The sequence below is a fragment of the Streptococcus sp. CM6 genome (assembly GCF_000526095.1).
Taxonomy (GTDB): Bacteria; Bacillota; Bacilli; order Lactobacillales; family Streptococcaceae; genus Streptococcus; species Streptococcus oralis_BW.
The window spans coordinates 159,930-183,786 of sequence record NZ_JATS01000020.1; the positions used below are offsets into that span (position 1 = coordinate 159,930).

At 43.0% G+C, this 23,857-nt stretch carries 20 protein-coding genes; 1 reads left to right on the forward strand and 19 read right to left on the reverse strand.

Annotation, left to right across the window (positions count from 1 at the left end; all coding sequences use genetic code 11):
- Positions 1–132: 132 nt before the first annotated feature.
- The 19 genes from HMPREF1516_RS07480 to nrdR form a co-directional block, all read right to left on the reverse strand.
- On the reverse strand, positions 133–1,461 hold the full coding sequence (locus HMPREF1516_RS07480; RefSeq protein WP_033606229.1) for an extracellular solute-binding protein: 1,329 nt from the start codon (positions 1,459–1,461) through the stop codon (positions 133–135).
- A gap of 113 nt (positions 1,462–1,574) precedes the next feature.
- The gene (locus HMPREF1516_RS07485; RefSeq protein ID WP_001135660.1) at positions 1,575–2,273 is read right to left on the reverse strand and encodes an N-acetylmannosamine-6-phosphate 2-epimerase; all 699 of its coding nucleotides are present in this window, start codon (positions 2,271–2,273) and stop codon (positions 1,575–1,577) included.
- Positions 2,274–2,506: 233 nt separating this feature from the next.
- Positions 2,507–5,899 (reverse strand): SIALI-17 repeat-containing surface protein, encoded by a 3,393-nt coding sequence (locus HMPREF1516_RS07490; RefSeq protein ID WP_033606283.1) that lies wholly within the window; start codon positions 5,897–5,899, stop codon positions 2,507–2,509.
- 337 nt (positions 5,900–6,236) lie between these two features.
- Complete coding sequence (locus HMPREF1516_RS07495; protein ID WP_000795098.1) at positions 6,237–7,217, reverse strand: acetylxylan esterase; 981 nt, start codon at positions 7,215–7,217, stop codon at positions 6,237–6,239.
- A 158-nt stretch (positions 7,218–7,375) separates the two neighbouring features.
- A complete protein-coding gene (locus HMPREF1516_RS07500; protein ID WP_000894822.1) occupies positions 7,376–7,858 on the reverse strand; it encodes an acyl-CoA thioesterase in 483 nt (160 codons plus the stop codon).
- A gap of 310 nt (positions 7,859–8,168) precedes the next feature.
- Positions 8,169–10,184: an ATP-dependent DNA helicase RecG gene (recG, locus tag HMPREF1516_RS07505; RefSeq protein ID WP_001048795.1), complete on the reverse strand. Its 2,016-nt coding sequence runs from the start codon at positions 10,182–10,184 to the stop codon at positions 8,169–8,171.
- A gap of 22 nt (positions 10,185–10,206) precedes the next feature.
- Positions 10,207–11,310: an alanine racemase gene (gene alr, locus HMPREF1516_RS07510; RefSeq protein WP_000648091.1), complete on the reverse strand. Its 1,104-nt coding sequence runs from the start codon at positions 11,308–11,310 to the stop codon at positions 10,207–10,209.
- A complete protein-coding gene (acpS, locus tag HMPREF1516_RS07515; RefSeq protein WP_025169591.1) occupies positions 11,300–11,662 on the reverse strand; it encodes a holo-ACP synthase in 363 nt (120 codons plus the stop codon). Before acpS ends, alr begins: the two co-directional genes overlap by 11 nt.
- Before the next feature lie 45 nt (positions 11,663–11,707).
- Entirely contained in the window at positions 11,708–12,739 is a 1,032-nt protein-coding gene (locus tag HMPREF1516_RS07520) for a 3-deoxy-7-phosphoheptulonate synthase (RefSeq protein ID WP_033606230.1), read from the reverse strand.
- A 1-nt stretch (position 12,740) separates the two neighbouring features.
- Positions 12,741–13,772, reverse strand: a complete 1,032-nt coding sequence (locus HMPREF1516_RS07525; RefSeq protein ID WP_000232185.1) for a 3-deoxy-7-phosphoheptulonate synthase — start codon at positions 13,770–13,772, stop codon at positions 12,741–12,743.
- 79 nt (positions 13,773–13,851) lie between these two features.
- The gene (secA, locus tag HMPREF1516_RS07530) at positions 13,852–16,365 is read right to left on the reverse strand and encodes a preprotein translocase subunit SecA (RefSeq protein WP_001274109.1); all 2,514 of its coding nucleotides are present in this window, start codon (positions 16,363–16,365) and stop codon (positions 13,852–13,854) included.
- A gap of 141 nt (positions 16,366–16,506) precedes the next feature.
- Positions 16,507–16,797, reverse strand: a complete 291-nt coding sequence (locus tag HMPREF1516_RS07535) for a hypothetical protein (RefSeq protein WP_000415951.1) — start codon at positions 16,795–16,797, stop codon at positions 16,507–16,509.
- Positions 16,798–16,929: 132 nt separating this feature from the next.
- Positions 16,930–17,526, reverse strand: a complete 597-nt coding sequence (locus HMPREF1516_RS07540; RefSeq protein ID WP_000812471.1) for a LemA family protein — start codon at positions 17,524–17,526, stop codon at positions 16,930–16,932.
- Positions 17,527–17,686: 160 nt separating this feature from the next.
- Positions 17,687–18,553, reverse strand: a complete 867-nt coding sequence (locus HMPREF1516_RS07545) for a TPM domain-containing protein (protein WP_000749681.1) — start codon at positions 18,551–18,553, stop codon at positions 17,687–17,689.
- Positions 18,554–18,780: 227 nt separating this feature from the next.
- The gene (der, locus tag HMPREF1516_RS07550; protein WP_001207690.1) at positions 18,781–20,091 is read right to left on the reverse strand and encodes a ribosome biogenesis GTPase Der; all 1,311 of its coding nucleotides are present in this window, start codon (positions 20,089–20,091) and stop codon (positions 18,781–18,783) included.
- A gap of 13 nt (positions 20,092–20,104) precedes the next feature.
- Positions 20,105–20,818, reverse strand: coding sequence for an NADPH-dependent oxidoreductase (locus HMPREF1516_RS07555; RefSeq protein ID WP_000140864.1), 714 nt, complete (start codon positions 20,816–20,818; stop codon positions 20,105–20,107).
- Entirely contained in the window at positions 20,815–21,711 is an 897-nt protein-coding gene (gene dnaI, locus HMPREF1516_RS07560) for a primosomal protein DnaI (protein WP_000446480.1), read from the reverse strand. Before dnaI ends, HMPREF1516_RS07555 begins: the two co-directional genes overlap by 4 nt.
- The gene (locus tag HMPREF1516_RS07565) at positions 21,712–22,875 is read right to left on the reverse strand and encodes a DnaD domain protein (RefSeq protein WP_033606231.1); all 1,164 of its coding nucleotides are present in this window, start codon (positions 22,873–22,875) and stop codon (positions 21,712–21,714) included.
- Entirely contained in the window at positions 22,876–23,349 is a 474-nt protein-coding gene (gene nrdR / locus HMPREF1516_RS07570) for a transcriptional regulator NrdR (RefSeq protein ID WP_001203678.1), read from the reverse strand.
- Between the two features lie 140 nt (positions 23,350–23,489).
- Between nrdR and HMPREF1516_RS07575 the strand changes: the two genes are divergently transcribed.
- The gene (locus tag HMPREF1516_RS07575) at positions 23,490–23,855 is read left to right on the forward strand and encodes a GntR family transcriptional regulator (RefSeq protein ID WP_000119122.1); all 366 of its coding nucleotides are present in this window, start codon (positions 23,490–23,492) and stop codon (positions 23,853–23,855) included.
- Positions 23,856–23,857: the final 2 nt, after the last annotated feature.

Here is a 23,857-nt window from a genome sequence, read left to right on the forward strand (position 1 = left end):
AATTTTTTAAGATTCGCTTATGTAAGAACTTCATTTTAATTTCGTGACAGTTCCTACCATTTCAAACAAAAGTCCCCCTTTTCTTACACCATAGTGCACAGGGAAAAGGGGGGAATCAATCTGACTTAGTGCTTATTGTTTTGTAGCTTTTTTGATTGTTTCGTTAGCTTTTTCAGTGAAGGCTTTCAAAGCATCCGCTGGTTTTTCGTCACCATTTGATACAGATTGCAACATTGGGAACCAAAGTGTTCTCATTTCAGCAAATCCATCGATAGTGTTGTAATATGGTGAGTAGTATTTAGTCCAGCCACTGATTGTTTCCATACGTTTGTCTTCATAAAGTTTGCCAAATGAAGTACGAACTGGGAAGGCACCTGTACGAACTACGTCTTTAGGACCCCATTCTTTGTCATCTGCGATGAATTGAACGAATTTCTTAGCAGCTGCGACTTTCTTATCGTCTTTGTTGTTAAATACTGCAAATCCGTTTACAAGGTATTCAAGAGATGGTTTACCAGAATCTGATGGGAATGGTACTTCTACCACTTCTACCTTACTTGCTTCCAAGAGTTTCGCTTGGATACCGTTTTGAGCTGGTGCCCAAAGGATTGTGTATGAAGTTTGACCGTTAGCAAAGTTTTGGATGTCTGCCCCACCGTCAAATTGTGAACCATTGTTCAACAAACCGTCTTTGATCCAGCTAGCAGCTTTTTCAAGACCTTTGACGAATTTAGGATCGTCAGTTGTATATTTCGTTACTTTTTCATCTGTTACAGAACCGCCATAAAGGTTTGCAATGAAGGCACGTGTTCCTTGGTCTCCCCCTTGACCAGAACTGAACAATGAACCTGGAGTGTAGCCTTTATCTTTAAGCGCTTTCAAAACTTTTTCAAAGTCATCAGTTGTCCAACCTTCTTTTACAAGGTTTGCAACTCCAGCATCTTCCAACATTTTCTTGTTCATAGCCATGTAGAATGGAGCTGAACTGATTGGATACATGTAAGCTTTGTCTCCAGCCTTACTTGCTTGTACGATGTTTTCGTTGTTGACATCTTTGACGAATTCGTCTGTGAAGAGGTCGTTCAACTCAGCCAATTTACCATTTTTACCGTATTGGATGATACGTCCTGGTGCGTCAAAGAGTACGTCTGGCGCTGTTCCTGCTTCGATAGCTGTTGTGATCTTTTCTGGACCTGACTTAAAGTCAATGGTTTCCAATTTCACTTTTACATCTGGATTTGCTTTTTCAAAAGCTTCGATGATTGATTTTTCATAAGTTCCAACACCGTCACCCGTTTTTTCTTGTGTGAAGACTGGGAATGCCCACCAAGTGATTTCTGTTTTTCCACTATCGCTACTAGAGCTTCCAGCATCTTTACTTCCACCAGAGTTACCACAAGCCGCAAGGCCAAGAATCGCAGCACCCGCAAGTACTGTACAAGCTAGTTTTCTAAATTTCATTTGTATTCTCCTAATTAATAAGCGTATCCATATTGGATAATGAGTTCTTTATATTTGTATACGTTTTCATTTTATTCGACGCATCGACCACTCTCCTCTTTTTTGAGATTGTGTTATTTAAGACCGGCAACAAAGCGTTCCGTAATCTCTTTTGGTCTAGTAATAGCTCCACCAACAACAATGCCTCGCACCCCATACTCAAGGATTTGCTTAGCTTGTTCTGGTGTATGAATCTTCCCTTCAGCGATGACATCCACACCTGCTTCACACAGTTTTTTGATCAGTTCAAAGTCTGGACCATCCACTTTCGGACTATAAGAGGTGTAACCTGATAGGGTTGTTCCAACAAAATCAACACCTGCTTCAACCGCTGCAATTCCTTCTTCAAACGTGCTGGTATCAGCCATCAAGAGTTGATGCGGATATTTTTCTTTGACTTGTCGGATAAAGTCTTGGATTTCCAAACCATCGTAACGTTCACGTTTGGTACAATCCAGAGCAATGACCTCAATATCTAGTTCAGCCAGTTCATCCACTTCTCTCATCGTAGCTGTAATGAAAGGCTCCTGTGGCGGATAGTCACGTTTGATAATCCCGATAATCGGGAGTTTCGTAACCTCCTTGATCTCCTTGATATCGCGAACACTGTTTGCTCGGATACCGACTGCTCCACCTTGCTCAGCCGCTTTGACTAGCAAGGGAATGACTCCTCCCGCTTCTGTATAAAGCGGTTCGTGAGGAAGTGCCTGGCAAGAGACAATGATTCCATCTTTGATTTGTTCAATCAAGGCTTCTTTGCTGATCTGTGGCATCCTCTTTCCTCCCTTTCTTGTTCTTATGGGCTTATTATATATTATTTGTTAAGCGCTTTCAATAGCTTGTGATAGAATAGATTTCAGTTTCAAAAGTATTTTATAGAACAGCCGTTCCTGAAAGTAGTTTCAGGCCTCTTATGATTTCGAATCAACCTGAATGTCATCAAAAAAGATAGCAGGCTTGAAAACCTGCTATCTCTTCTGAGACTTGCTATAATAGCTTTTGCTTATTATTCTTTTCTCTTCTTTCCAAATGCAAAAAGTGATAAGAGGACGCCCGCAAGGCCAAGGGAAATTAGTGAGCTGGTTTCCTTGCTTCCCGTATTTGGAAGTTCATCTTGTTTAGCTGCTGGCGCTTGATAGGTCACATCTTGGCCTAGAGACAGTTTGTTGTCTGCAGCTGCTAATACTAGATTGTTTTCTCCCTTGTACTCTGGCACTTCATGGACTGCTGCCTCAGCGCCATTGACTCCACCCTTATACTCTGGCAGGTCATTTGAAGCTGCCAAGACAAAGTTAGCACCTCCGCTATATTCTGGAACCTCGTTTGAGGCTGCTTGAACTGCATTCACTCCTCCTTTAAACTCAGGAATCTCATGGACTGCTGCCTCAACTGCATTGACACCACCTGTGAATTCTGGTTTTTCTACCGTTGGAGCCGGTTCTTCACCTACCGTTGCCAATGGACCGGTGTACTCTGGTACCTCTGCTACAGCCGCTTCTTCTGCATTGACACCACCTTTGAATTCCGGTTTTTCTACTGTTGGAGCTGGTTCTTCACCTGCTGTTGCCAATGGTCCAGTGTACTCTGGTACCTCTGCCACAGCCGCTTCTTCTGCATTAACACCACCTGTGAACTCTGGAACTTCATGGATAGCGGCTTCACTGCCATTAATACCATCGCTTAGTTTAGAGCCAGCTAAAGAAACTGGTAAATTGTGCATGCTTTCAATTGCACCCTCAGCTAGACCTGTAATCCTTTGTCCCATATCCTCTGGATCTATTGTGAATAGGAGAGTTTTTGTATCGTACTGGGTCATAAAGGTTGCTGTCTTGCCATTTGCCAATTGAAGGGTCGGAGCCTTGTTTACCAATACTTCCGAATCGAACTCCATAGCAATGATACCTGGCCATTTTTGGATAGCATATTTCACTTTTGCTTCTTTAGGAGAAATTCTTTCCTTGGTCAAGAAATCCCAGTTGAATTTCTTGAAGGAAAGTGTGTATGGAACACCTCCAGGAGCATGGTGTTCGTATAAAAGTCCAAATTCATCTGGCCCGATTTGTTGAAGTGAGTTATAAGCATACTCACCTTCTTGAATCAAATGGTGGTGCAACCAAGTTAGCCGACCATCTTCTTCTACACGAGCCACTCGAATATACCCATTTTTACGACCTGGACCATTTGCATTTGCCAAGAGAATATACTCTTTGCCATTTTGAACCGTGTGAGTCGCAGCCATTTGAACATAAACGTCTGGCACATCGTAGCGTTCAACGTTATTGTCCCAAGTTAGACCACCATCATGACTGGTTGCAACCTGTAGATCTTCTGTCAACCCACGCATAAAGAGTTTGAGGTCCCCATTGTTTAACTGAACAACTGAAGCTTCCGTATTTTGAGCATAATAATTGCTCATGGTACTTGAATCGACTACTGTACCATCATAAAGTGTACGATTGTCGTTGACACCACCACCCATATGCCAAGTCTTACCATGGTCGTCCGAGTAGATGATTCGAGATGATTGAGAACCATTGAGGTGGTTAGCCCGGTTGGTCGTATAGACAGGAACGACGATTCGACCTTTATGTGGTCCAGTACGAAGGGTAATTCCCACTCCAGGACCTACTCCTAGGAATTTCATCCAATCGGCTTTGACCATCGGAGTGATATCTTGAGGCGCTGACCAGGACTTCCCGTCATCATCACTGTAGGACATCCATAGATAACTATCCTTCGCAATTCTAAATGGAGAAGTTTTGTTTGTTGTGAAGTAGATATTGCCTAGTAGCTGATCACCTTTGTATAGATCACCCTTGTCGCTATAGGCTGGTTTAACAGGATCTACAACAACACGGTAGTCTGTTGCTTTACCATCTGGAGTGTAAACTGTACCATTTTCTCGAATAGTATAAGCTTCCTGTTCACCTTCTCGATAGAGGAGTTGATAGGTTTTACCATTGATTTCTTTGTAGGCTTCTTCTTTTTGCGAAGACATTCCAAAGATTCCTTTTCCTTCTGGGAACATGTCATAAATGGCAAAAATGCGTTTGGTTTCAGGATCTTGAGTCAGGGTCATATCGATATTCACTGGTGAACCGATTGATGGATCAGAAGCCTTTGGATTGTCACGTAGGTTGGTAATAGTTACTCGATCTCCCCAAGTTTTACCATTATCTTCACTGCGTCTGATGACCATGCCGATATCACCCCAGTCACTCGAATGGAGACGGCGTTCATCTGCACCTGCAATCAGCGTTCCTTTATCTGTCTTGAGAAGAGCTGGGATACGATAACTCTTGATACCATCTTTATTTGGTTGATTGTTCCTACCACCTTCAAAGACGTCTTCTTTCTCAGTGACTTTTGCTCCCTCAGGAAGTTTCTGTTCTAATTCACCTCTTTCAAATAATTGACTTCGTGTTTGAACTTCATCTGGGCTTAAAGCACGATCATAAACAGTTAGGTTTCGTACTTGTAGGTTTGATGCCCAAACTGTTTTATTGCCCCGTTTGGTTGCTCCAAGTTGAGCTTGATTAACATCTGGCATATCTTTGATAAAGTTACCAGATTTTAGACTTGTTCGGGATAAGACACCGTTCACATAGAGACGAACTCGACCATGAGGTAACTCTGCTGTCGGTTGTTCGACAGTAAAGGTCACGGAGTTCCATTGTCCAGGGCGAACTTTCAAAGGAGCATCTGTATACTTATCATAGAACTGCTCCCCGTTAGCGCCACGCCCTTCAATAAGAGCTGTATTATCAAGGACCGACATAGTAAAGTACTCATTTTCCTTGGTGTCACTGGATACCGAGAAGAGATTGTAAAAGCGTGGAGCTGATGCATCTGGTTTGAACTCCATGTGAACTGTAGCATTTTGAAGTTTCTTTAGTTTGTCTAGTTCACTTGATAAATCGACTCTCTGACCATTTGCTGCATTGGTTTCAACATCTTCTTTTTCAAGGACAGGATTAGCATTTTTTAAATCTCTTGAGTAATAGTCACGAGGAAGCGCTCCTTGATCCTCTGATTCCGCTTCCTTATTTGCTTCTTCTGCAGGAGTTTCGGTAGAGGATGGGGTTTCTGATTCTGCACTCTCATTTTTTTTCAAATGATCTTGGTCCACCTCAACGCCGTTGTCTTGTGCTGCTGCCAATTTACCAGCCAAATCCTTATCCAAATGAGCAAGATCTCCCGAGGACGCTTCTTTTGGCAATTCTGATAAACCTTGACCAGGTTCGACAGTTTCTGTATTGGCCCCTGCTGCATTGGCTTGCTCTTGAGCTAAGACTGGATTTGCTCCAAATACTACTGTACCAATCACTACCGATGCTACCCCAACTGCAAATTTTCGAATTCCGTATCGCTGTTTCCGATCTAAAGATTTGTAATTCATGTTTGTCCTTTCATTTTTCATAAAATAAAGCGCTTTCTTTTTCTTTAAAAATTTTTATTGTCTCTCAAGAGACAAGTTTTTACAAGAAAGTATCCAACTTAATGAGAGCTCCCAATCCTCTCCCATTTTCTGCTGAGCTCGAGTTTTTAATCACCCAGCAGCCTTTTTCCTCCTTTCACAAGTGACTTTTCCTTTATTATACAATAAAGTCTTATATTTATATCTGTGTTCCCACAGAATAGATTTTACTTTTAAGGATATTTTAATATTTTAAGTTTTCTAAAAGTACTTTCAGGTTTTGGACATAAAAAAGAGAGCTCCTGGGCTCTCTCATTCATTATCTTACGTACTTAAAAGGAATCTCGCTGCCACAGAGCCAGTTGTAGACTTGGTCATTGACAAAAACATTCATGGCTTCGTGAGCATACTCTGGCATGATGCGATAGGCCTTGTCGCAAGTTAGGCGGTTGTAAATTGCAAACTGGGTAATAGGATAGCAGACATCGTCATCCAAGCCCGTAATCATCTTGACCTCACCTTGAATGCGATGGGCAAGATTTTTCACATCGATATAGGCAAGGGTCGCCATGATTTCCTCCTCTGTTTCATGGAAGGGATCGTGGAACTTGAAATATCGGAAGAGTTCATCATAGGCGTCACTGGTATTGCCAATCTCAAGCACTCGTCTAAGGTCTGACAAGAAAGGATAGATGGCAACTGTTTTCTGAATCCGAGGATTGAGCGCTGCTGCAACCAGGGCTAAAGCCCCTCCTTGTGAGGCACCATAGCTTGAAAGTCTTTCCTCATCTACCTGTGGCAGACTAGCAACAATTTCGATCAACTGGTAAATATCCAGATAGACATCCTTATAAAAGAGCTGGTCTCGACCTTCAACAGCACCACGGATGATATGTCCCTTAACGGTATTTCCCAAAGGAGAGCGCAAGCCATCTTGCGAATAACCTGACTGGCCTCGAACGTCCATAGAAACAACGCCGTAACCAGCCACGGTAAAGGCCAGCATGTCAGCCCAATCCCAACCACGTCCCATGTATCCATGGAAGTGAAAGATTAGCGGAACCTTCTCCTCAGTCTTTGGAAGGACGATGCGTGCATAGACCTTGCCTTCATTCCTTCCTTCAAAGGTCAGCTCATAACACTTGACTTGAGGAATATGAAAATCCCTTTCCTCCAACTGGTAGGCAGGAAGGACTGAAACTTTTTTGACCTCTTCATCCCAAAAAGCATCAAAGTCTTCTGGAACCTCATCCCTTCCTTTATAAGTCTTGATTTCTTCTAGCAAAGCTGGGTTTTTCATAGCATGCTCCTTTTAATTTGTAATCGTTATCATAACTGTAGCATATCTAGAAAAGCAATGCAAGAAAGAATGGTAAACAGAAAGTGATTTTAAATTCTCCTCCCTCAAACGCATCGTTTGAAAGTAGTTTTAAAATCTTAAACTTCTAATTTTCCGTTTTACATATGATCCTTCACAGCAACTGCTACCATTTTGGCTTTGGCACGGACTTTAGTAGCCACTGTCATCTCCATAGAAATAATTGCTTTTCTTTCCCCTAATTCCTCCAGAGTAGAAGTAACCACAATTTCATCTTCAATTGGACTAGGACTAAGGTAATCAATCTCCAAGCGAGCTGTAATAAAACGTCCTATCACAGTTGATTCCGTCAGTTCCAACCCTTTTTGATGATGGGCAAACCAAGCTGCTGAGGCCGTGCCATGGCAATCAAAAATAGTCGCTATCATTCCTCCAAAGACATTTGATGGAACTCCACCAGTATAAGCATTTTCAAGCTTTATCCGACTAATACAACTATTCCCATCTATACTTGGATAGGTTTTTAAATGTAAGCCTAAATCATTCTTGGGACCACATCCCCAACAATGCTGAAATCGTTCTCCATACCTATCTTGGATAGCAATCATTCTTGTTTCTAACATTCTTTTCACTCCTCTTTACTCAGATGGGGCAATTATATCAAGCTTCAGTCAAAGAGTAAATAGGCTTGGAGACTAATATCTTTTTATCACTCGACTAAGTTTGATTTATAGCCGACCATTTCATAAAAATAAAAAGAGCGTTTCCGCTCTTTGGTTATCAATAGGTGCTAGCTCCTTTCTCTAGTTTGAAAGTCTGAAATTTCTTTTGGTAGGTCACTTTAATCGTCATATGAGAGTCCTCGTTTCTTTTTGATGACTCTAGTATAAGATCCAAACCTAAAATCTAGCTTATAGATTTCTTAGAAAAGGCTTAATCCAGATGTTCCCTCTTTTCTAGATGAAGAGCAATCATGCGCCATTCTGGATCCTCTTTCCAACCTTCCATCGAACTAATGTAGTTGGCAACCTTCCTAGCTTCTTCTAAAATCGGAAAATCTTCGATAATATCCGCCACTTGAAACTCTGGCAGGCCTGACTGTCTGGTTCCAAAAATCTCACCAGATCCGCGCATTTTCAAATCCTCCTCAGCAAGGACAAATCCATTGGTGGTTTCTGTCATGATGCGCATGCGGTCTTTCCCTGACTCGGTCTTGGGATTGGCAACGAGAACCGCATATGACTGCTTGTCCCCCCGACCCACACGACCTCTGAGCTGATGAAGCTGGCTGAGACCGAACCGATCAGCATCCATGATAATCATGACGGTCGCATTCGGAACATTGACCCCAACCTCGATAACAGTTGTAGATACTAGAATATCCGTTTTTCTCTCTTTGAAATCCTGCATGATCTGGTCTTTTTCATCACTCTTCATCTTACCATGTAGAAGAGCTACTTCTGCCTTGCCAGCAAAATGAGCTGTCAACTCCTCCGATAAGGCAATGGCATTTTTCAGATCCAGAGCTTCTGATTCTTCAATCAAGGGAGAGATGACGTATGCTTGAGAACCTTTTTGGATTTCCCCTTCTAACCAAGTCAGCACCTGAGGCAGTTGCTCATGTTTGATCCAACGTGTCACAATGGGTTTCCGACCCGCAGGCATCTGGTCGATAATGGAAACATCCATATCGCCAAAGGCTGTGATAGCCAGTGTTCGAGGAATCGGTGTCGCTGTCATCATGAGAACGTCAGGATTATCTCCTTTTTCTCGCAGAATACGCCTTTGCCCCACACCAAAACGGTGCTGCTCATCGATGATAATCAAACCAAGGCGAGCATAATCAACCCCATCTTGTATCAGAGCGTGGGTTCCGATAATCAAATCAGCCTCACCCTTCGCTATGGTCTCCAAGACTTCTCTTTTTTCTGCAGCTTTCAAGGATCCTGTCAAGAGAGCGAGTTTCAAGTCTGGAAAGAGACTCTGTAGACTTTCAAAGTGTTGTTCAGCAAGGATTTCGGTCGGTACCATGAGAGCCGCTTGGTAGCCAGCCGTCACTGCAGCAAACATGGCCAAACCTGCGACCACCGTTTTCCCGCTCCCCACATCCCCTTGTAAGAGTCGATTCATGTGGTGGTCCGACTTCATGTCGGTCAAAATTTCCTGCAAACTCTTTTCCTGAGCTGGGGTCAGAGCAAAAGGAAGATTTTCTTTAGTAGCTGTCACCTTTTCCTGAGACCAATTCAGAACCAGACCGCTTCCCTGAACTCTATTTTTAGACTTGAGCGTCTGCAACTGCATTTGGAAGTAAAAGAGTTCCTCAAACTTGATACGACGAAGGGCCTGCTTGTATTCTGCCAAATCCTTAGGAAAATGCATAGCGCGAACAGCCTGGCAACGGGACATGAGTTTGTATTTATCAAGTAAAGACTGGGGAAGGTTTTCCTCAATCAAGAGGTCCAATCCCTGATCAAAGGCTGTCTTAATGACCTTAACCAAACTGGCCTGACTGATTCCCTGAGCCAGACGATAGACAGGCTGGAGGTCATCTTCCACCTGAGCTAGAACCTTCATCCCAGTCAGACTAGCCTTGGCACGGTCCCACTTCCCAAAAACAGCAAGGGTTGCTCCCAACTCTATCTTGTCTGCTAGATAGGGCTGGTTAAAGAAATTCACCGCAAAAACGACCTCTCCCTGCTTAAGGCTAAAACGTAGGCGATTGCGCTTGAAACCATAATACTGTACACTGGCAGGTGTCACGACTTGACCAGACAGGACCGCCTTTTCGCCATCTTCCAGCTCCAGCACCCGCTTGGTCTTGAAATCTTCATAACGGAAAGGAAAGTAGAGCAAGAGGTCTTGCAAGTTTTCAATTCCTAGTTTGGCGTATTTCTCTGCTGACTTTGGTCCCACACCAGGCAAGACATGCAAGGGTTGGTGTAGATTCATGCTCCCCCCTCCTTTCTATGTTTTAATAATATTCTCTCGGAATGCGATCGCTGAGGAGACAAACCACCTCATAGTTAATGGTACCACGGTAGACTGCTACCTGAGTTGCCGTGATTTCCTTATCTCCGTCAGAGCCAATCAAGGTTACCTTGGTTCCTAGTGGGTAAATCTTAGGTAATCGAATAGTGATTTGGTCCATCGAAATCCTGCCGACGATTGGGCAAGCTTGTCCATCTACCAAGACGGAAAATTTCTGCATGTCTCGTGTCCAACCATCCGCATAACCGATTGGCACCGTCGCAATGACTTGCTCACTATCCGCCTGATAGGTCGCCCCATAGCCCATGCAAGCTCCAGCCGAAACTGTCTTGACATGGACAAGGGCAGATTCCAGGGTCAAGGCTGGTATCAGGTCATAAGGCAAGTCCAAGACCTCTCCGCTGGGATTCAGACCATACATGGCGTCTCCCATACGGACTGCATTGAAAATGGTCTCTGCGTGCCAAAGAGTCGTTGCCGAATTGCTGGCATGCACTAGCTCTGGCACTTCCTTCATGCTTGACAGAATGGTTTTAAATCGTTCCAACTGGGTATTAAAATAAGTGTCTGATTCTTCATCTGCAGTCGCAAAGTGGGTAAAAATCCCCTCAACACGAGCGCCGTGTTGTTGGAGCAAGGCATGAGCCTGATCCGCTTCACTGGCTTCTCTAAAACCAATTCGTCCCATTCCTGAATCAATCTTGAGGTGGACAGTTAAGCCAGATAAATCTGTCTCCCTAGCTAAGAGCGCTTGAATCCATTCCACCCCAGCCACTGTCAAGATGATGTCGTATTCTTTAGCTAGTGAAACAGCTTCTACCTCAGACACACCTAAAATAAGGATTTTCTTGTCAATTTCTGCCTGACGAAGTTCAATAGCTTCATCAATGTTGGAAACGCAAAAGCCATCGACATTATCTTGAATCGCCTTGGCAACGGCAACAGCTCCATGACCATAAGCATTGGCCTTAACCACTGCCCACTTGAGCGTTCCTTCAGGGATATGATCCCCCATTTGCTGAATATTTTGTCGAATAGCTCCCAGATGAATCAGAGCCTTGGTTGGTCTATGTGGACTAGCTTTCATGATTTTCCTCCAAAATGACACTGGCTGTCACAAACTGATCTGTATGGCTGATAGACAGCCAAATATTTCCTGAAAATGGTGACTGACTAAAATAAGGCGTCCCACGTTCATTGTTCAATACTTCCAAATCCTGGAAACCGAGTTTCCCAATACCAGTTCCCATGGCCTTAGAAAAGGCTTCCTTAGCCGACCAACGACCTGCCAAATATTCGATTTGTCTGCGCCCTTTTAGACTGGTAAAGCGTTCCATTTCCTTAGCGGTCAACACGCGCTTGGCAAAGCCTTCATGTCGTGTAACTGCGCGTTCTATCGAAGCCAATTCTTCGATGTCAATTCCGTGTCCAACTATCATTTTCATCAAAAGGAGTTGAGATTCCCCCAACTCCATCCTTTTCACTTATTTTGTTAAGGTAGTATAAATTTCGTCTACCAAGGCTACTGTATTTTCCCAACCTAGACAAGGGTCCGTTATGGAGCAACCAAAGACCTCTGGTTGATTTTGACGACCATCAGCTAGGTAAGATTCGATCATAAAGCCTCGAACCGTCTTTTTAATCTTTTCATTCCAGTCACGATTCAGCAAGGCTTGACGAACAATGCGAATTTGTTCCATATACTGCTTGCCTGAATTGTCATGATTGGTATCGATGATAATGAAGGGATTTTCAAGTCCCATAGTCTCATAGCGATTGATGGCATTTAAGAGGGTTTCATAGTAGAAATTGGGTTCATTTTTACCATATTCGTTCATGGCCCCACGAAGGATAACGTGGGCCAAAGGATTTCCTGAAGTTTCCACTTCTTGCCCATGGTAAAGGAAGGTTTGCTTGTTTTGAGCCGCATAGATGGCATTAAACATGACCCCGAGATTTCCAGATGTTGGATTTTTCATCCCAACTGGAGCATCAATCCCAGACGCTACAAAGCGGTGTTCCTGGTCTTCCACTGAACGAGCCCCTACAGCATGGTAGCTGACCAGGTCATCAACCAAAACGAGATTTGACGGATAAAGCATCTCATCAGCTGTTGTCAATCCAGTTTCGGTAATCACACGGTAGTGCAGCTGACGAACAGCCTGCAAGCCGTTAATCAGGCTTGGAGCTTTTGAAGTATCCGGCTGATGAACCAAACCCTTATAGCCATCTCCATTGGTACGAGGTTTAGCCGTATAGACACGCATCACGATAAAGATTTTATCCGCAACTTTTTTCTGCAAGTCTGCTAAGCGACGAGCATATTCGAGCACAGCTTCTTCATTGTCCGAAGAGCAAGGCCCAATCACCAAAAGGATTCGGTCGTCCTCACCTGAGATGATAGCTGCCAACTCTCTATCACGGGCTTCTTTTTTTCGCAATGCTTCAGCTGACAACTGGGTCGCAGCCTTGATTGCTTCAATATCAATTTCTTGACCTTTTTCGATAAATGCCATCTTACTCTCCTAGCGTTTGGTAAATTTCGCGAACAAGTGCTTCTGTGTTGTCCCATCCTAGACACGGATCTGTAATGGACTTACCAAAAACTTCTGGCTCATTTTGACGTCCATCTTCTAGATAGGACTCAATCATAAAACCACGAACGTATTTCTTGATTTTCTCATTCCAGTCACGGTTAATCAAGGTCTGACGAACGATACGGATTTGCTCCATATACTGCTTGCCTGAATTGTCATGATTGGTATCGATGATAATAAAGGGATTTTCCAAGCCCATCTTTTCATACTGGGCAATGGTATCTATCAAATTGTCATAGTAGTAGTTGGGAATATTCTTGCCATATTCATTCAAGGCACCACGAAGAATGGCATGGGACAATGGATTCCCAGTCGTTTCCACCTCTTTACCAAGGAAGAGGAAACTCTGCTTATTTTGCGCTGCGTAAATCCCGTTAAACATAACATTGAGATTTCCAGATGTTGGATTTTTAAATCCTGTTGAAAAATCTGCTCCGCTCGCTACAAAACGGTGCTGTTGATCCTCTACAGAACGAGCTCCAACAGCCATATAAGAAATCAAATCATCCACCAGCGGAAGATTTTCAGGATAAAGCATCTCATCCGCTGTTGTCATGCCAGTCTCAGAAATAACGCGGTAATGTAAATGACGAACAGCCTTGATCCCATTGATCAAGCTAGGTGCTTCTTTAGCATTTGGTTGATGAATCAATCCCTTATAGCCATCTCCATTGGTACGAGGTTTAGCCGTATAGACTCGCATGACCATAAAAATGCGGTCTTTGACCTCTTCTTGCAAAGCAGATAGACGCTTGGCATACTCGAGAACCGCCTCTTCATTATCAGATGAACATGGTCCTATCACCAAGAGAATACGTTGGTCTTTCCCACGGATAATGGCTTCCAATTCCTGATCACGTCGGTTTTTTCTCGCAAGAGCTGCTCCCTCTAATTTAGACAAGGCGCGAACTTCTTCAATGTTAATTTTAGGACTTTTAGCTGTAAATACCATGATTCATCTCCTTATAAAGCAAACGGACACCAAGCAAAAAATGACTTTTACCAGGTATCCGCCTGTATCTTATCTCGTATTATTGTCTCTTACCATGACAGTTCTTGAATTTCTTACCAGATCCACATGGGCATTGATCATTTCGTCCGACTTGGCTCAAGTCCACATCTTTTGGAAGCTGAGTCTGCTGCGCTGCGATATTACGAGTCGCAGTTGTACTGATATTGTGTTCAGTTTGAGGACGTTCCTGTTCGTGGATTTGTGCTTTCATCATCAAGCGGGTCACATCAAATTCAATTGATCCAATCATGTCATTAAACATGCGGAAACCTTCTGCTTGATATTCTACAACAGGGTTGTTTTGGGCATATCCACGAAGACCAACAGCATTTCGCAACTGATCAAGAGCATCGATATGGTCTGTCCACTTGTTGTCTACAACACGTAGGATCAAGACTTTTTGGAATTCTTTTACTGCATCTTCGTCACGAAGCTTAGCAACTTGACTGTCATAAACTTTCAAGGCACGTTGGAAAAGTTCATCTTTGATGGCCTGATCTGACAGACCTGCAAGATCTGAACGGCTGATTGAATCTTCTGGAAGCAAGTTATACTTAGCAAAGTTCAGGATTGCTTCCAGTTTTTCATCTTCTTTCGAACGAGCATGTGCATCTACGATTCGGCCAATGGTACGACGGATCATAGCATGGATTTCTGGTGCCAAGTCACGATCTGCAGTAATGACATCATAACGTTGTGCATAGATGATTTCACGTTGTTCACGCATAACATCATCGTATTGAAGGACTTGTTTACGAGTGTCGTAGTTGTTTCCTTCGACACGTTTTTGAGCCGCTTCCACTTGACGCGTTAACATGCGAGATTCGATGGCTTCATCAGACATGTTAAGACGTTCAAAGACACCTTTCAAACGTTCTGAACCGAAACGTTTCATCAAATCATCTTCAAGAGACAAGTAGAATTGTGACTCACCTGGGTCTCCTTGACGCCCTGAACGTCCACGAAGCTGATTATCAATACGGCGACTTTCGTGGCGCTCTGTACCAATGACGCAAAGGCCACCAAGTTCACGAACCCCTTCGCCAAGCTTGATATCGGTACCACGACCGGCCATGTTGGTTGCGATAGTAACTGCGCCACGCTGACCAGCGTTCATGATGATTTGTGCTTCTCTGTAGTGGTTCTTCGCATTCAAGACTTCGTGAGGAACACCCGCCTCTACCAGTTTCTTAGAAAGGAAGTCACTCGTTTCAACTGCAACTGTACCTACCAAGACCGGTTGACCTTTTTGGTGACGGGCTTTTACATCCTCAACTACAGCCTTAAATTTCGCATCAAGACTGGCATAGAGAAGGTCTGAGTGGTCGATACGTTGTATTGGACGGTTGGTTGGGATTGGGATAACACGAATATTGTAGATTTCGCGGAATTCTTCTTCTTCTGTTTTACCAGTACCCGTCATACCTGCCAATTTCTTATACATACGGAAGAGGTTTTGGTAGGTGATAGAAGCTGAAGTCTTAGTCTCATCTTGGATTGGCACACCCTCTTTTGCTTCGATCGCTTGGTGCAAGCCGTCAGAGTAACGACGACCTTCCATGGTACGACCTGTAAATTGGTCGACGATCAAGATTTCTTGTTCTTCACTAACCACATAGTCGATATCAAGAATCATGATATAGTTGGCACGAAGGGCATTATCGATAAAGTGGGTAAGAGCTACGTTTTCGACATCATAGAGATTTTCCAGTTTGAAATAGCTCTCAGCCTTGTCAATCCCAGAATCAGACAAACCAATCGTCTTAGACTGAATGTCAATAATATAGTCATCCTTGTCCAAAGACTTCACAAAATGATCCGCCATATGGTAGAGTTGGCTAGTCTCAACTGCATTGGCACCTGAAACGATCAAAGGAGTACGGGCTTCATCGATCAAGATCGAGTCAACCTCATCGACCAAGGCATAGTTAAGCGGACGTTGTACCATGTTTTCTGCACGAACGACCATATTATCACGAAGGTAGTCAAAACCAATCTCTGAGTTGGTTGAGTAGGTAATATCACAGAGGTACGCTTCTTTTTTCTCCATTGGAGATTTGGCTGCTAAGTTGATTCCTACTGACAGACCAAGCCATGAGTACAATTCACCCATCTCAGTCGCGTCACGTTCTGTTAGGTATTCGTTGACTGTAACTACGTGAACCCCTTTACCTGCAAGGGCATTGAGGTACACTGGCATGGTCGCTGTCAAGGTCTTCCCTTCACCCGTACGCATCTCTGGAACGTCACCATGGTGAAGAACAATCCCACCCATGACCTGAACCTTATAAGGGAAGAGCCCAAGGACACGTTTTGCAGCTTCACGAACTACTGCAAAAGCCTCATATAGCAATGAATCAAGTGATTCACCCTTGTTGTATCGTTCTTTAAATTCGTCAGTTTTCGCTTTTAGTTCTTCGTCTGACATTGCAGCCATTTGGCTCTCATAGTTAAGAACCTTATCAGCCATCTTTTCCAGACGACGAAGTTCTCCTTTATCATTTTCAATAATCGTTTTTAAAATATTAGCCATGATTTTCCTTACTTTTTATTCTGAATATTTTAGAATGTTCTTTTAATTTTAGCATATTTACCATTATTTTTCAAGAAAGAATCCTTGTTTCACAAGGGGAAAAAAGGACTAGAAGCCAGTCTAGTCCATCATTTTTAATGTTTAATTTCCCAAGAATGCAGGTAATATCCCAAAATACCAAAAGAGATTAATCCAGAAGGCCAAGCAAAAGATGATGCCAAAGATGAGAAGACTGATTTTTTTAATCAGCACGGAGTATAGGATGGATAAAACGCCAAAGACCACAAAGAGTTTTTTCATAACGAAATAATAAATTGAAACTCCTCCTATATGCCAATCCCAAGGAAGGAAAAACATGAGGAACCAGAGAAAGCAAATCGTAAAGATATATCTCTTGTAATGCGCTTCAAGAAAGGCTTTCGTTTTCTCCATAGCAAACCTCCATTTGAGTCACTGTCTCTTCCCTTTTATTATACCAAAAAAACCTGGAAAAGACTTTCCAGGTTTGAGTTTGAAATCACTAGTCATGCTAGAAAAATCACTCTATTCATAGGATGATTCACTTTATTGACTTGATGAAGATGTTCCAAAATCGACCTTAGGAACTGTCTTGGCTTCTTCTGTTTCTTTAAAGGTTTCAGCTTCTTTAAAGTTCATCATATTCGCAAAAAGCACGGTTGGAAAACTTCTCAACTTTTGATTGTACTCAGCTGCAACCTTATTATAGTCCTTGCGTGCTACAAAAATACGATTTTCACTGCCTGAAAGTTCGACCATTAGTTGCTCAACATTTTGATTGCTCTTGAGTTCTGGATAATTCTCCGTCAAGGAAATCAAGCGGGAAAGAGCAGAACTCAACTCTCCCTGAGCCTTTTGGTTTTCTTCCGATGTCACTGAGCTACTACCGATTTTAGCTCTAGCATCCGCAATCTTGGTAAAGACTTCGGTTTCATGATTCATTTGTCCTTTAACGGACTCCACCAAGTTACCAATCAAGTCCGAACGACGTTGGAGGGCTGTCGAAACATCGGCCTGAGCCTGCTCCACTTTAGTCTGTTCACCAACCAGACCATTATAGGTCGTCACTGCGGAACAACTTCCCAGAATTAGTAGTCCAAAGAAAATCGCCACTATTGAGAGAATTACTTTATTTTGTTTCATATCAAAACCTTAACACTTTCTTTTATCAATTTTTCTGAGAAAATACTCAGATTTTAAATCAATTTCCCAAACTTTGTTTTTATTTTTAATTAAGGAGTAAACTCTTGCAAAGGAGTCATCTTACTGTATGGAAAAATCGGTTTGAGCAATATATGATTACTCACCAGTCATCAGACGAACCGCCACCATCGAAGCCACCGCCGTCCCAGCCTCCAGATGAGTCGGAGCCAGAGTCAGACCAAGAGGAGCCCGAATCAGACCAAGAGGAACCTGAGTCTGATGAGTCACCGCCCCACCAGCCACCGCCAGAACCATCTCCACGTGAACCACGACCACCAAATAGAAATCCGATAATCATCACGATGAAGTAAATGAGAACTCCAAATACGATAACTCCGTCGCTCGAACTGCTTTTTCGATGACGTCTCGAAGAACTACTCTCACCAGCATACCTTTCCAGTTCCCTTAAGCGACTAGAGTTGGTAGTATAGTCGTAACTACTTTTAGAACTTGAAGCAGTCGTACTCGATCCACTATAGAACATGTAGTTGAGATTATTGACTATTGAGAGAACTCCATTGTTGTAGTCTCCCTTTTGAAAGTAAGGGCGTGCTGTTGTCAAGAACCTGTGAGTCTGATAGTCAGTGATTTTACTGGCCACATTATTACTGGTTTCAATCCGTGATTTTCTATCTTGGACTGCTATGACGACCAAGGCACCATTGTTATCTCCCGAATAGCCAATCTTCCAAGCCCTAGCCGTTTCATTGGCAACTGTTTCGATTGTTTCTCCATCTAGGCTTTTCACAACGTAAACACCCATCTGGAATTTTTCTGATTTTTTACTATTGACATTATTCAATTCCCGAATCTGACTTATAGTCTCATCCGTTAAATAATGATCCGGGTCATAAATTCCGTACTCAGGTTTTTCAGGTGCTGTGAATGCTGACAAGAAGAGAAAGACCATCAGCAACCCAAGCAAGCGAACCAACAAACTATGTTTAAATAATCTGCTTTTTTTCATAATAACCTCCCTGATAAAGGAAAATTGATTTAAGGAATTATAGCATTTTGATTTTTACAAAAAAAGTGCATTTTCATTACAAATAGATTACAAAAGCTAGGAAAATGATTGAAATTTGATGACAGATTCTCCTCCAATTTGATAGGTTCTTTTCTCCCCTTTTAGATAGAAAAAAGAAGACTATGAAGTCTTCTTTCAATTTATTTTTATAGGAAAACAAGCAAGGCTTACTTGCGCTTTCTTGCGATCAAGTGAATCGGGGTTCCTTCAAAGACAAAGGCCTTGCGGATTTGATTTTCCAAGAAACGCAGGTAAGAGAAGTGCATGAGTTCTTCTTCGTTGACAAAGATGACAAAGGTTGGTGGCTTGGTTGCCACTTGGGTTGCGTAGAAAATCTTGAGGCGTTTTCCTTTGTCTGTCGGTGTTGGATTGATAGCAATGGCATCCATAATCACATCGTTCAAGACTGCTGATGGGATACGGGTGTTTTGACTCTCGCTAATTTGCTTGATCATCTCAGGCAGTTTATGGAGACGTTGCTTGGTAAGAGCTGAAACAAAGACAATCGGCGCATAAGGCAGATATTGGAACTGCTCACGGATATCCTCTTCCCATTTCTTCATGGTGTGGTTGTCTTTCTCAAGGGTATCCCACTTGTTGACCACGATAATCATCCCTTTACCGGCTTCGTGGGCAAAACCTGCGATACGCTTGTCGTACTCACGAATCCCTTCTTCGGCATTGAGGACCATCAAGACCACGTCAGAACGGTCAATAGCACGCATGGCACGCATGACAGAGTATTTCTCCGTATTTTCATAGACTTTACCAGACTTACGCATACCAGCCGTATCAATCATGGTAAACTCTTGTCCATCAGCATCTGTAAAATGGGTATCAATGGCATCGCGCGTTGTTCCAGCTACTGGACTAGCAATCACACGGTCTTCTCCCAAAATGGCGTTGATCAAACTTGATTTCCCAACGTTTGGACGGCCAATTAAGCTGAATTTAATGATATCTGGATTTTCTTCTTCGACTTCATGTGGAAGATTTTCCACGATGGCATCCAGTACATCACCCGTACCGATACCGTGGACAGACGAGATTGGCAGAGGTTCACCCAAGCCCAGAGCATAGAAATCATAGATATCATTTCGCATCTCAGGATTATCAACCTTGTTAACCGCGAGGATAACAGGTTTATGGGTTTTATAGAGTTTGCGAGCTACGTACTCATCTGCATCTGTGATTCCTTCTTTCCCAGACACCACAAAGACGATGACATCAGCTTCTTCCATAGCGATTTCTGCTTGGTGCTTGATTTGTTCCATGAAGGGAGCATCGACATCGTCAATCCCTCCCGTATCAATCATACTAAAGGAACGATTGAGCCACTCACCCGTTGCATAGATACGGTCACGTGTCACACCCTCGACATCTTCTACGATTGAGATCCGCTCACCAGCGATCCGATTAAATAGGGTTGATTTCCCAACATTGGGACGTCCCACAATGGCAATAGTTGGTAAGGCCATGTTTTCTCACTTTCTACAATAACTTTTTCTGTTCTAGATTCTTCCGAGTTGAACAAGGTTCGGCTTGACCAAACTGCTCAGCCAAACGTTGACTCCAAGAGGCCGTCGCACGCGCACCAGCATAGTCTGCCTGAACTTTGTCATAGTCCAAAATCGCTGCTACAGGCTGTTCTTGGTATTCTTCTTCAAAAACCACTTTGTTCAAAGGCAGTCTTGGTTTGACATCGTGTTGTTGATCTGGCACGCCAAGGGCAATCCCAAAAACAGGGTAGGTATAGTCAGGCAGGTTAAAAAGCGCTGCCACTTCTTCTGACTTGTAACGGACCAAACCGATGATAACACCACCATATCCCAGACTCTCTGCTGCAAGCAAGGTATTTTGCCCTGCAAGCGCAGCGTCCACAGACGTGATAAGGAGACCTTCCACTCCTTGAGGTTGGAAACTGTCCGTATGAAGGCTTGCTCCCTTCTCAGCTCGATTCAAGTCACCTACAAAAAGCAAAAAGGCTGCTGACTGGCGAATGGCTTCCTGAGGAACCAGTTCGTATAGGGCATCTTTCTTCTCTTGACTACGCACAAGAATCACCGAGTAGGATTGGAAATTTTTCCAAGATGACGCCATTTGAGCAGCAGTCAAGATTTCATTTAAGTGTTCTTGAGGAATCTCTTGCTCCTGAAAGCGACGAACTGAAGTATGATCTTTCATCAGTTTAATGGTTTCTGTCATCGGCGATTTTCTCCTTCTAGTCTTGTTTCCTCAGCTAAATAACGAATCCTTTCCATGACCCGTCTAGCTTCCCAAGTTTCATCATTTCCATTCTTTCCTTTGGCAAAATGTTTTTCCAAATCTTGGAAACTAAAGTTGGAAGTAAAGAAGGTCGGCAAATCTTCCTGCATGCGATACTGGAGGATGACTTGGAGAATCTCATCGCGCACCCAAGGGGTGGATTGCTCTGCACCAATATCATCTAAAATCAGAACTTCAGAAAGCTTAATCTCATCTACCAAGGTCTTCACAGATCCTTCACCGATGGCATTTTTCACATCAATGACAAAACTTGGATAGTGGAGAATGGTTGTTGAAGCACCACGTTTTTCAGATAGGTCATGAGCCAAGGCTGCCATCATGAAACTCTTTCCAACACCAAAATCTCCGTAAAGATAGAGGCCTTTTCGGATGCTTGGGTAAAGGTCAACAAAGGAATAGAGTCTCTCAAAAATCGGCAACCGTCCTAGATCATCCAGGTCAATCTGAGCCAATTTCGCTTTCTTGAGACTTGCTGGTAGATTGATCAACTTGAGACGATTCTTGATGGCCGCCTCTTTTTCAGCCGCGATTAGTTCTGGTGTTTCTTCATAAGATACATCCGCGTAGCCATGATTCATGACCAAGATAGGCTTGTAGCCACGAGCTATATAGTCAGCATCCCCACGAAGAAACTTATCCCGTTCTGTGATATATTGGTTGAACTTGGAGATGCTACGATTTAACTCCTCTTGGTTGAGGGATTCTTTCTGGATAAAAGCCGCTACATCGGGGTCCTTCATGATCTGCTGGACCAAGTCCTGATACTGAAAACGACTTGTCTGACGTTTGATTACATCACCAACACTTTCCATCTAGTCTCCTCCTTTTTCTAATCGGGCTAACATTTCTTGTTTTTTGCGTTCTAGTTCCAGACGAGTTTCCTCACTGGTTTGATTCTTGTATTCTGGATTACTCCACTTAGGAACATTTGTCTTAGTTGAGCTGGCCTTGTTTTTCTGTTCCTCTTGTCCTTTTTGCTGGTGTTCTCGAATCCGAAGCACGGCTTCCTCAGCTGTCCGAATCTTGCGATAGGCATAGTCGTTGGCGACTTTCATAGCATATTTTTCATTGACATTGGCCGAATCAACCTTGTTAAAGGTTAAAAGCAAGACGATATTGATAACTTCGTCCAACAAGCCTAAAGACGCCATCTGGTGAAGGAGTTCTCTTTCACTTTGGGTGATGTTTCCCTTACGTGTTTGCTTGATTTCGGCTAAAAATTCCAGGGGAGTTTTATTTTTGGCTTCCCTGATAATGGTCATTTCTTTGAGGCTAAAGTCAGAAGATGCTGGCTTTTGCGCAATCTTTTCACGCATGCGTTTGACTGAAATAACCTGAGCCACCGCTGTCGCCTTGGCTAATTGATAGGTTTCAAACCAGGTCCATTTTTTTTCATCTGCGATGGCAAACAATTCCAAAACATCTGCTTGCTCGTTTTCAAAACGCAAACCATCTCGAGCCATCAGCCGCTGAAAATGTTCCAAGTCAAAATCATTTTTTAACTTGCTTTTAGACTTGATTGGTGTCACTTCTTCAGTCAGGGTTGGAAAGACTTGACTCAAAGCAACCGAGAGCGCTTCTCCCTCACTTGGAGCCTGCTTCATAGCAGAAACAGCTGTATCCCCAATCTTTCTCTCTAATAATCTGCTATAGACAGAATGACTTAGAAATTCCTGACTGGAGATGGGAGGATGAAGCTGTAATTCATAGGTTTCTCCCTTTTGATAAAGGGTCAACAAATCCAAGGCAGACAAGACTTTGAAGGATTGGAGCAAGGTCGGCATGCCAAAGTTCAAATGGTTGAGGATATGAGAAAAGAGGTGTTCCTTCTGCCCACCATCCCAAAAGGTAATGGCATATAGATAGAGGCTCAGTGCCTCCTGACCGATAATCGGGAGGTAGCACTGCACCAGAGAAGAGGTATCTTGTGACACCCGATTATTCTTTAGAAAAGAAAAACGGTCATTTGGCTTCATCTATTTTTCCTTTTTCTTTTTTGAGGACTGGGTGATCTGCTGGAGCAGACTCTCCAACTCACTCACATCCTTAAAGCTACGATAAACACTGGCAAAACGAACATAGGTAATCTCATCAAGCTCTGCCAATTCTTCCATGACTAAAGATCCAATATATTCACTTTGGATCTCATTCTCACTGCGACTACGGAGTTTTTGCTCGATACGATTGACCACCATGTTGATTTCATCACTTGAAACCGGGCGTTTCTGGGCTGAACGGATAATCCCATTAAAGATTTTATCTCTTGAAAATTGTTCTCGCGTACCGTCTTTTTTGACGACAACTAGCGTTCTTTCTTCTACTCGTTCATAGGTTGTAAAACGATGCTGACACTCGTCGCACTCACGTCTTCGACGGATGGTATTTCCTTCTTCGGCTTGTCGACTATCAACAACACTAGACTTGGTAGCCCCACATTTTGGACAACGCATGCATTTCCCTCCTTGTCGTTTTCTTTTCATTATACCATTTTTTGAGCAATTCCCAAAACAATTCTTATTTTTACTTGACAAGTTTTTTGTTTTATTGTATTATTTAATTAGAACAATAAAGAAAAAGAAAGGAGACTATGATGTCCTGGTCATTTGATAATACAAAACCCATTTATTTACAGATTATGGAAAAAATTAAACTACAGATTGTTTCCCATGAACTGGAACCCAACCAACAGCTCCCAACCGTAAGAGAACTGGCGAGCGAGGCTGGGGTCAATCCCAATACCATTCAGCGCGCCTTGTCTGACCTTGAACGTGAAGGATTTGTATACAGCAAGCGAACAACTGGTCGTTTTGTCACCGAGGATTTGGACCTCATCGTTCAGTCCCGTAAACAACTTTCCGAGGAGCAACTGCAACACTTCGTCTCTTGCATGCTTCAATTTGGCTACAAAAAAGAAGAACTGCCAAATGTATTAAGCGACTATATTAAAGGAGTTTAAGA

Excerpts from the sequence above, each read along its gene's own strand:
- HMPREF1516_RS07520 (WP_033606230.1), bottom strand. The coding sequence starts at position 12,739 with ATGGCATTTATCGAAAAAGGTCAAGAAATTGATATTGAAGCAATCAAG.
- dnaI (WP_000446480.1), bottom strand. The coding sequence starts at position 21,711 with ATGGAAAGTGTTGGTGATGTAATCAAACGTCAGACAAGTCGTTTTCAG.
- HMPREF1516_RS07495 (WP_000795098.1), bottom strand. The coding sequence starts at position 7,217 with ATGAAAAACCCAGCTTTGCTAGAAGAAATCAAGACTTATAAAGGAAGG.
- HMPREF1516_RS07525 (WP_000232185.1), bottom strand. The coding sequence starts at position 13,772 with ATGGTATTTACAGCTAAAAGTCCTAAAATTAACATTGAAGAAGTTCGC.
- alr (WP_000648091.1), bottom strand. The coding sequence starts at position 11,310 with ATGAAAGCTAGTCCACATAGACCAACCAAGGCTCTGATTCATCTGGGA.
- HMPREF1516_RS07575 (WP_000119122.1), top strand. The coding sequence starts at position 23,490 with ATGTCCTGGTCATTTGATAATACAAAACCCATTTATTTACAGATTATG.
- HMPREF1516_RS07480 (WP_033606229.1), bottom strand. The coding sequence starts at position 1,461 with ATGAAATTTAGAAAACTAGCTTGTACAGTACTTGCGGGTGCTGCGATT.
- HMPREF1516_RS07555 (WP_000140864.1), bottom strand. The coding sequence starts at position 20,818 with ATGACAGAAACCATTAAACTGATGAAAGATCATACTTCAGTTCGTCGC.
- HMPREF1516_RS07535 (WP_000415951.1), bottom strand. The coding sequence starts at position 16,797 with ATGGAGAAAACGAAAGCCTTTCTTGAAGCGCATTACAAGAGATATATC.
- recG (WP_001048795.1), bottom strand. The coding sequence starts at position 10,184 with ATGAATCTACACCAACCCTTGCATGTCTTGCCTGGTGTGGGACCAAAG.
- HMPREF1516_RS07500 (WP_000894822.1), bottom strand. The coding sequence starts at position 7,858 with ATGTTAGAAACAAGAATGATTGCTATCCAAGATAGGTATGGAGAACGA.
- der (WP_001207690.1), bottom strand. The coding sequence starts at position 20,091 with ATGGCCTTACCAACTATTGCCATTGTGGGACGTCCCAATGTTGGGAAA.
- HMPREF1516_RS07490 (WP_033606283.1), bottom strand. The coding sequence starts at position 5,899 with ATGAATTACAAATCTTTAGATCGGAAACAGCGATACGGAATTCGAAAA.
- secA (WP_001274109.1), bottom strand. The coding sequence starts at position 16,365 with ATGGCTAATATTTTAAAAACGATTATTGAAAATGATAAAGGAGAACTT.
- acpS (WP_025169591.1), bottom strand. The coding sequence starts at position 11,662 with ATGATAGTTGGACACGGAATTGACATCGAAGAATTGGCTTCGATAGAA.
- HMPREF1516_RS07565 (WP_033606231.1), bottom strand. The coding sequence starts at position 22,875 with ATGAAGCCAAATGACCGTTTTTCTTTTCTAAAGAATAATCGGGTGTCA.
- HMPREF1516_RS07540 (WP_000812471.1), bottom strand. The coding sequence starts at position 17,526 with ATGAAACAAAATAAAGTAATTCTCTCAATAGTGGCGATTTTCTTTGGA.
- HMPREF1516_RS07485 (WP_001135660.1), bottom strand. The coding sequence starts at position 2,273 with ATGCCACAGATCAGCAAAGAAGCCTTGATTGAACAAATCAAAGATGGA.
- HMPREF1516_RS07545 (WP_000749681.1), bottom strand. The coding sequence starts at position 18,553 with ATGAAAAAAAGCAGATTATTTAAACATAGTTTGTTGGTTCGCTTGCTT.
- nrdR (WP_001203678.1), bottom strand. The coding sequence starts at position 23,349 with ATGCGTTGTCCAAAATGTGGGGCTACCAAGTCTAGTGTTGTTGATAGT.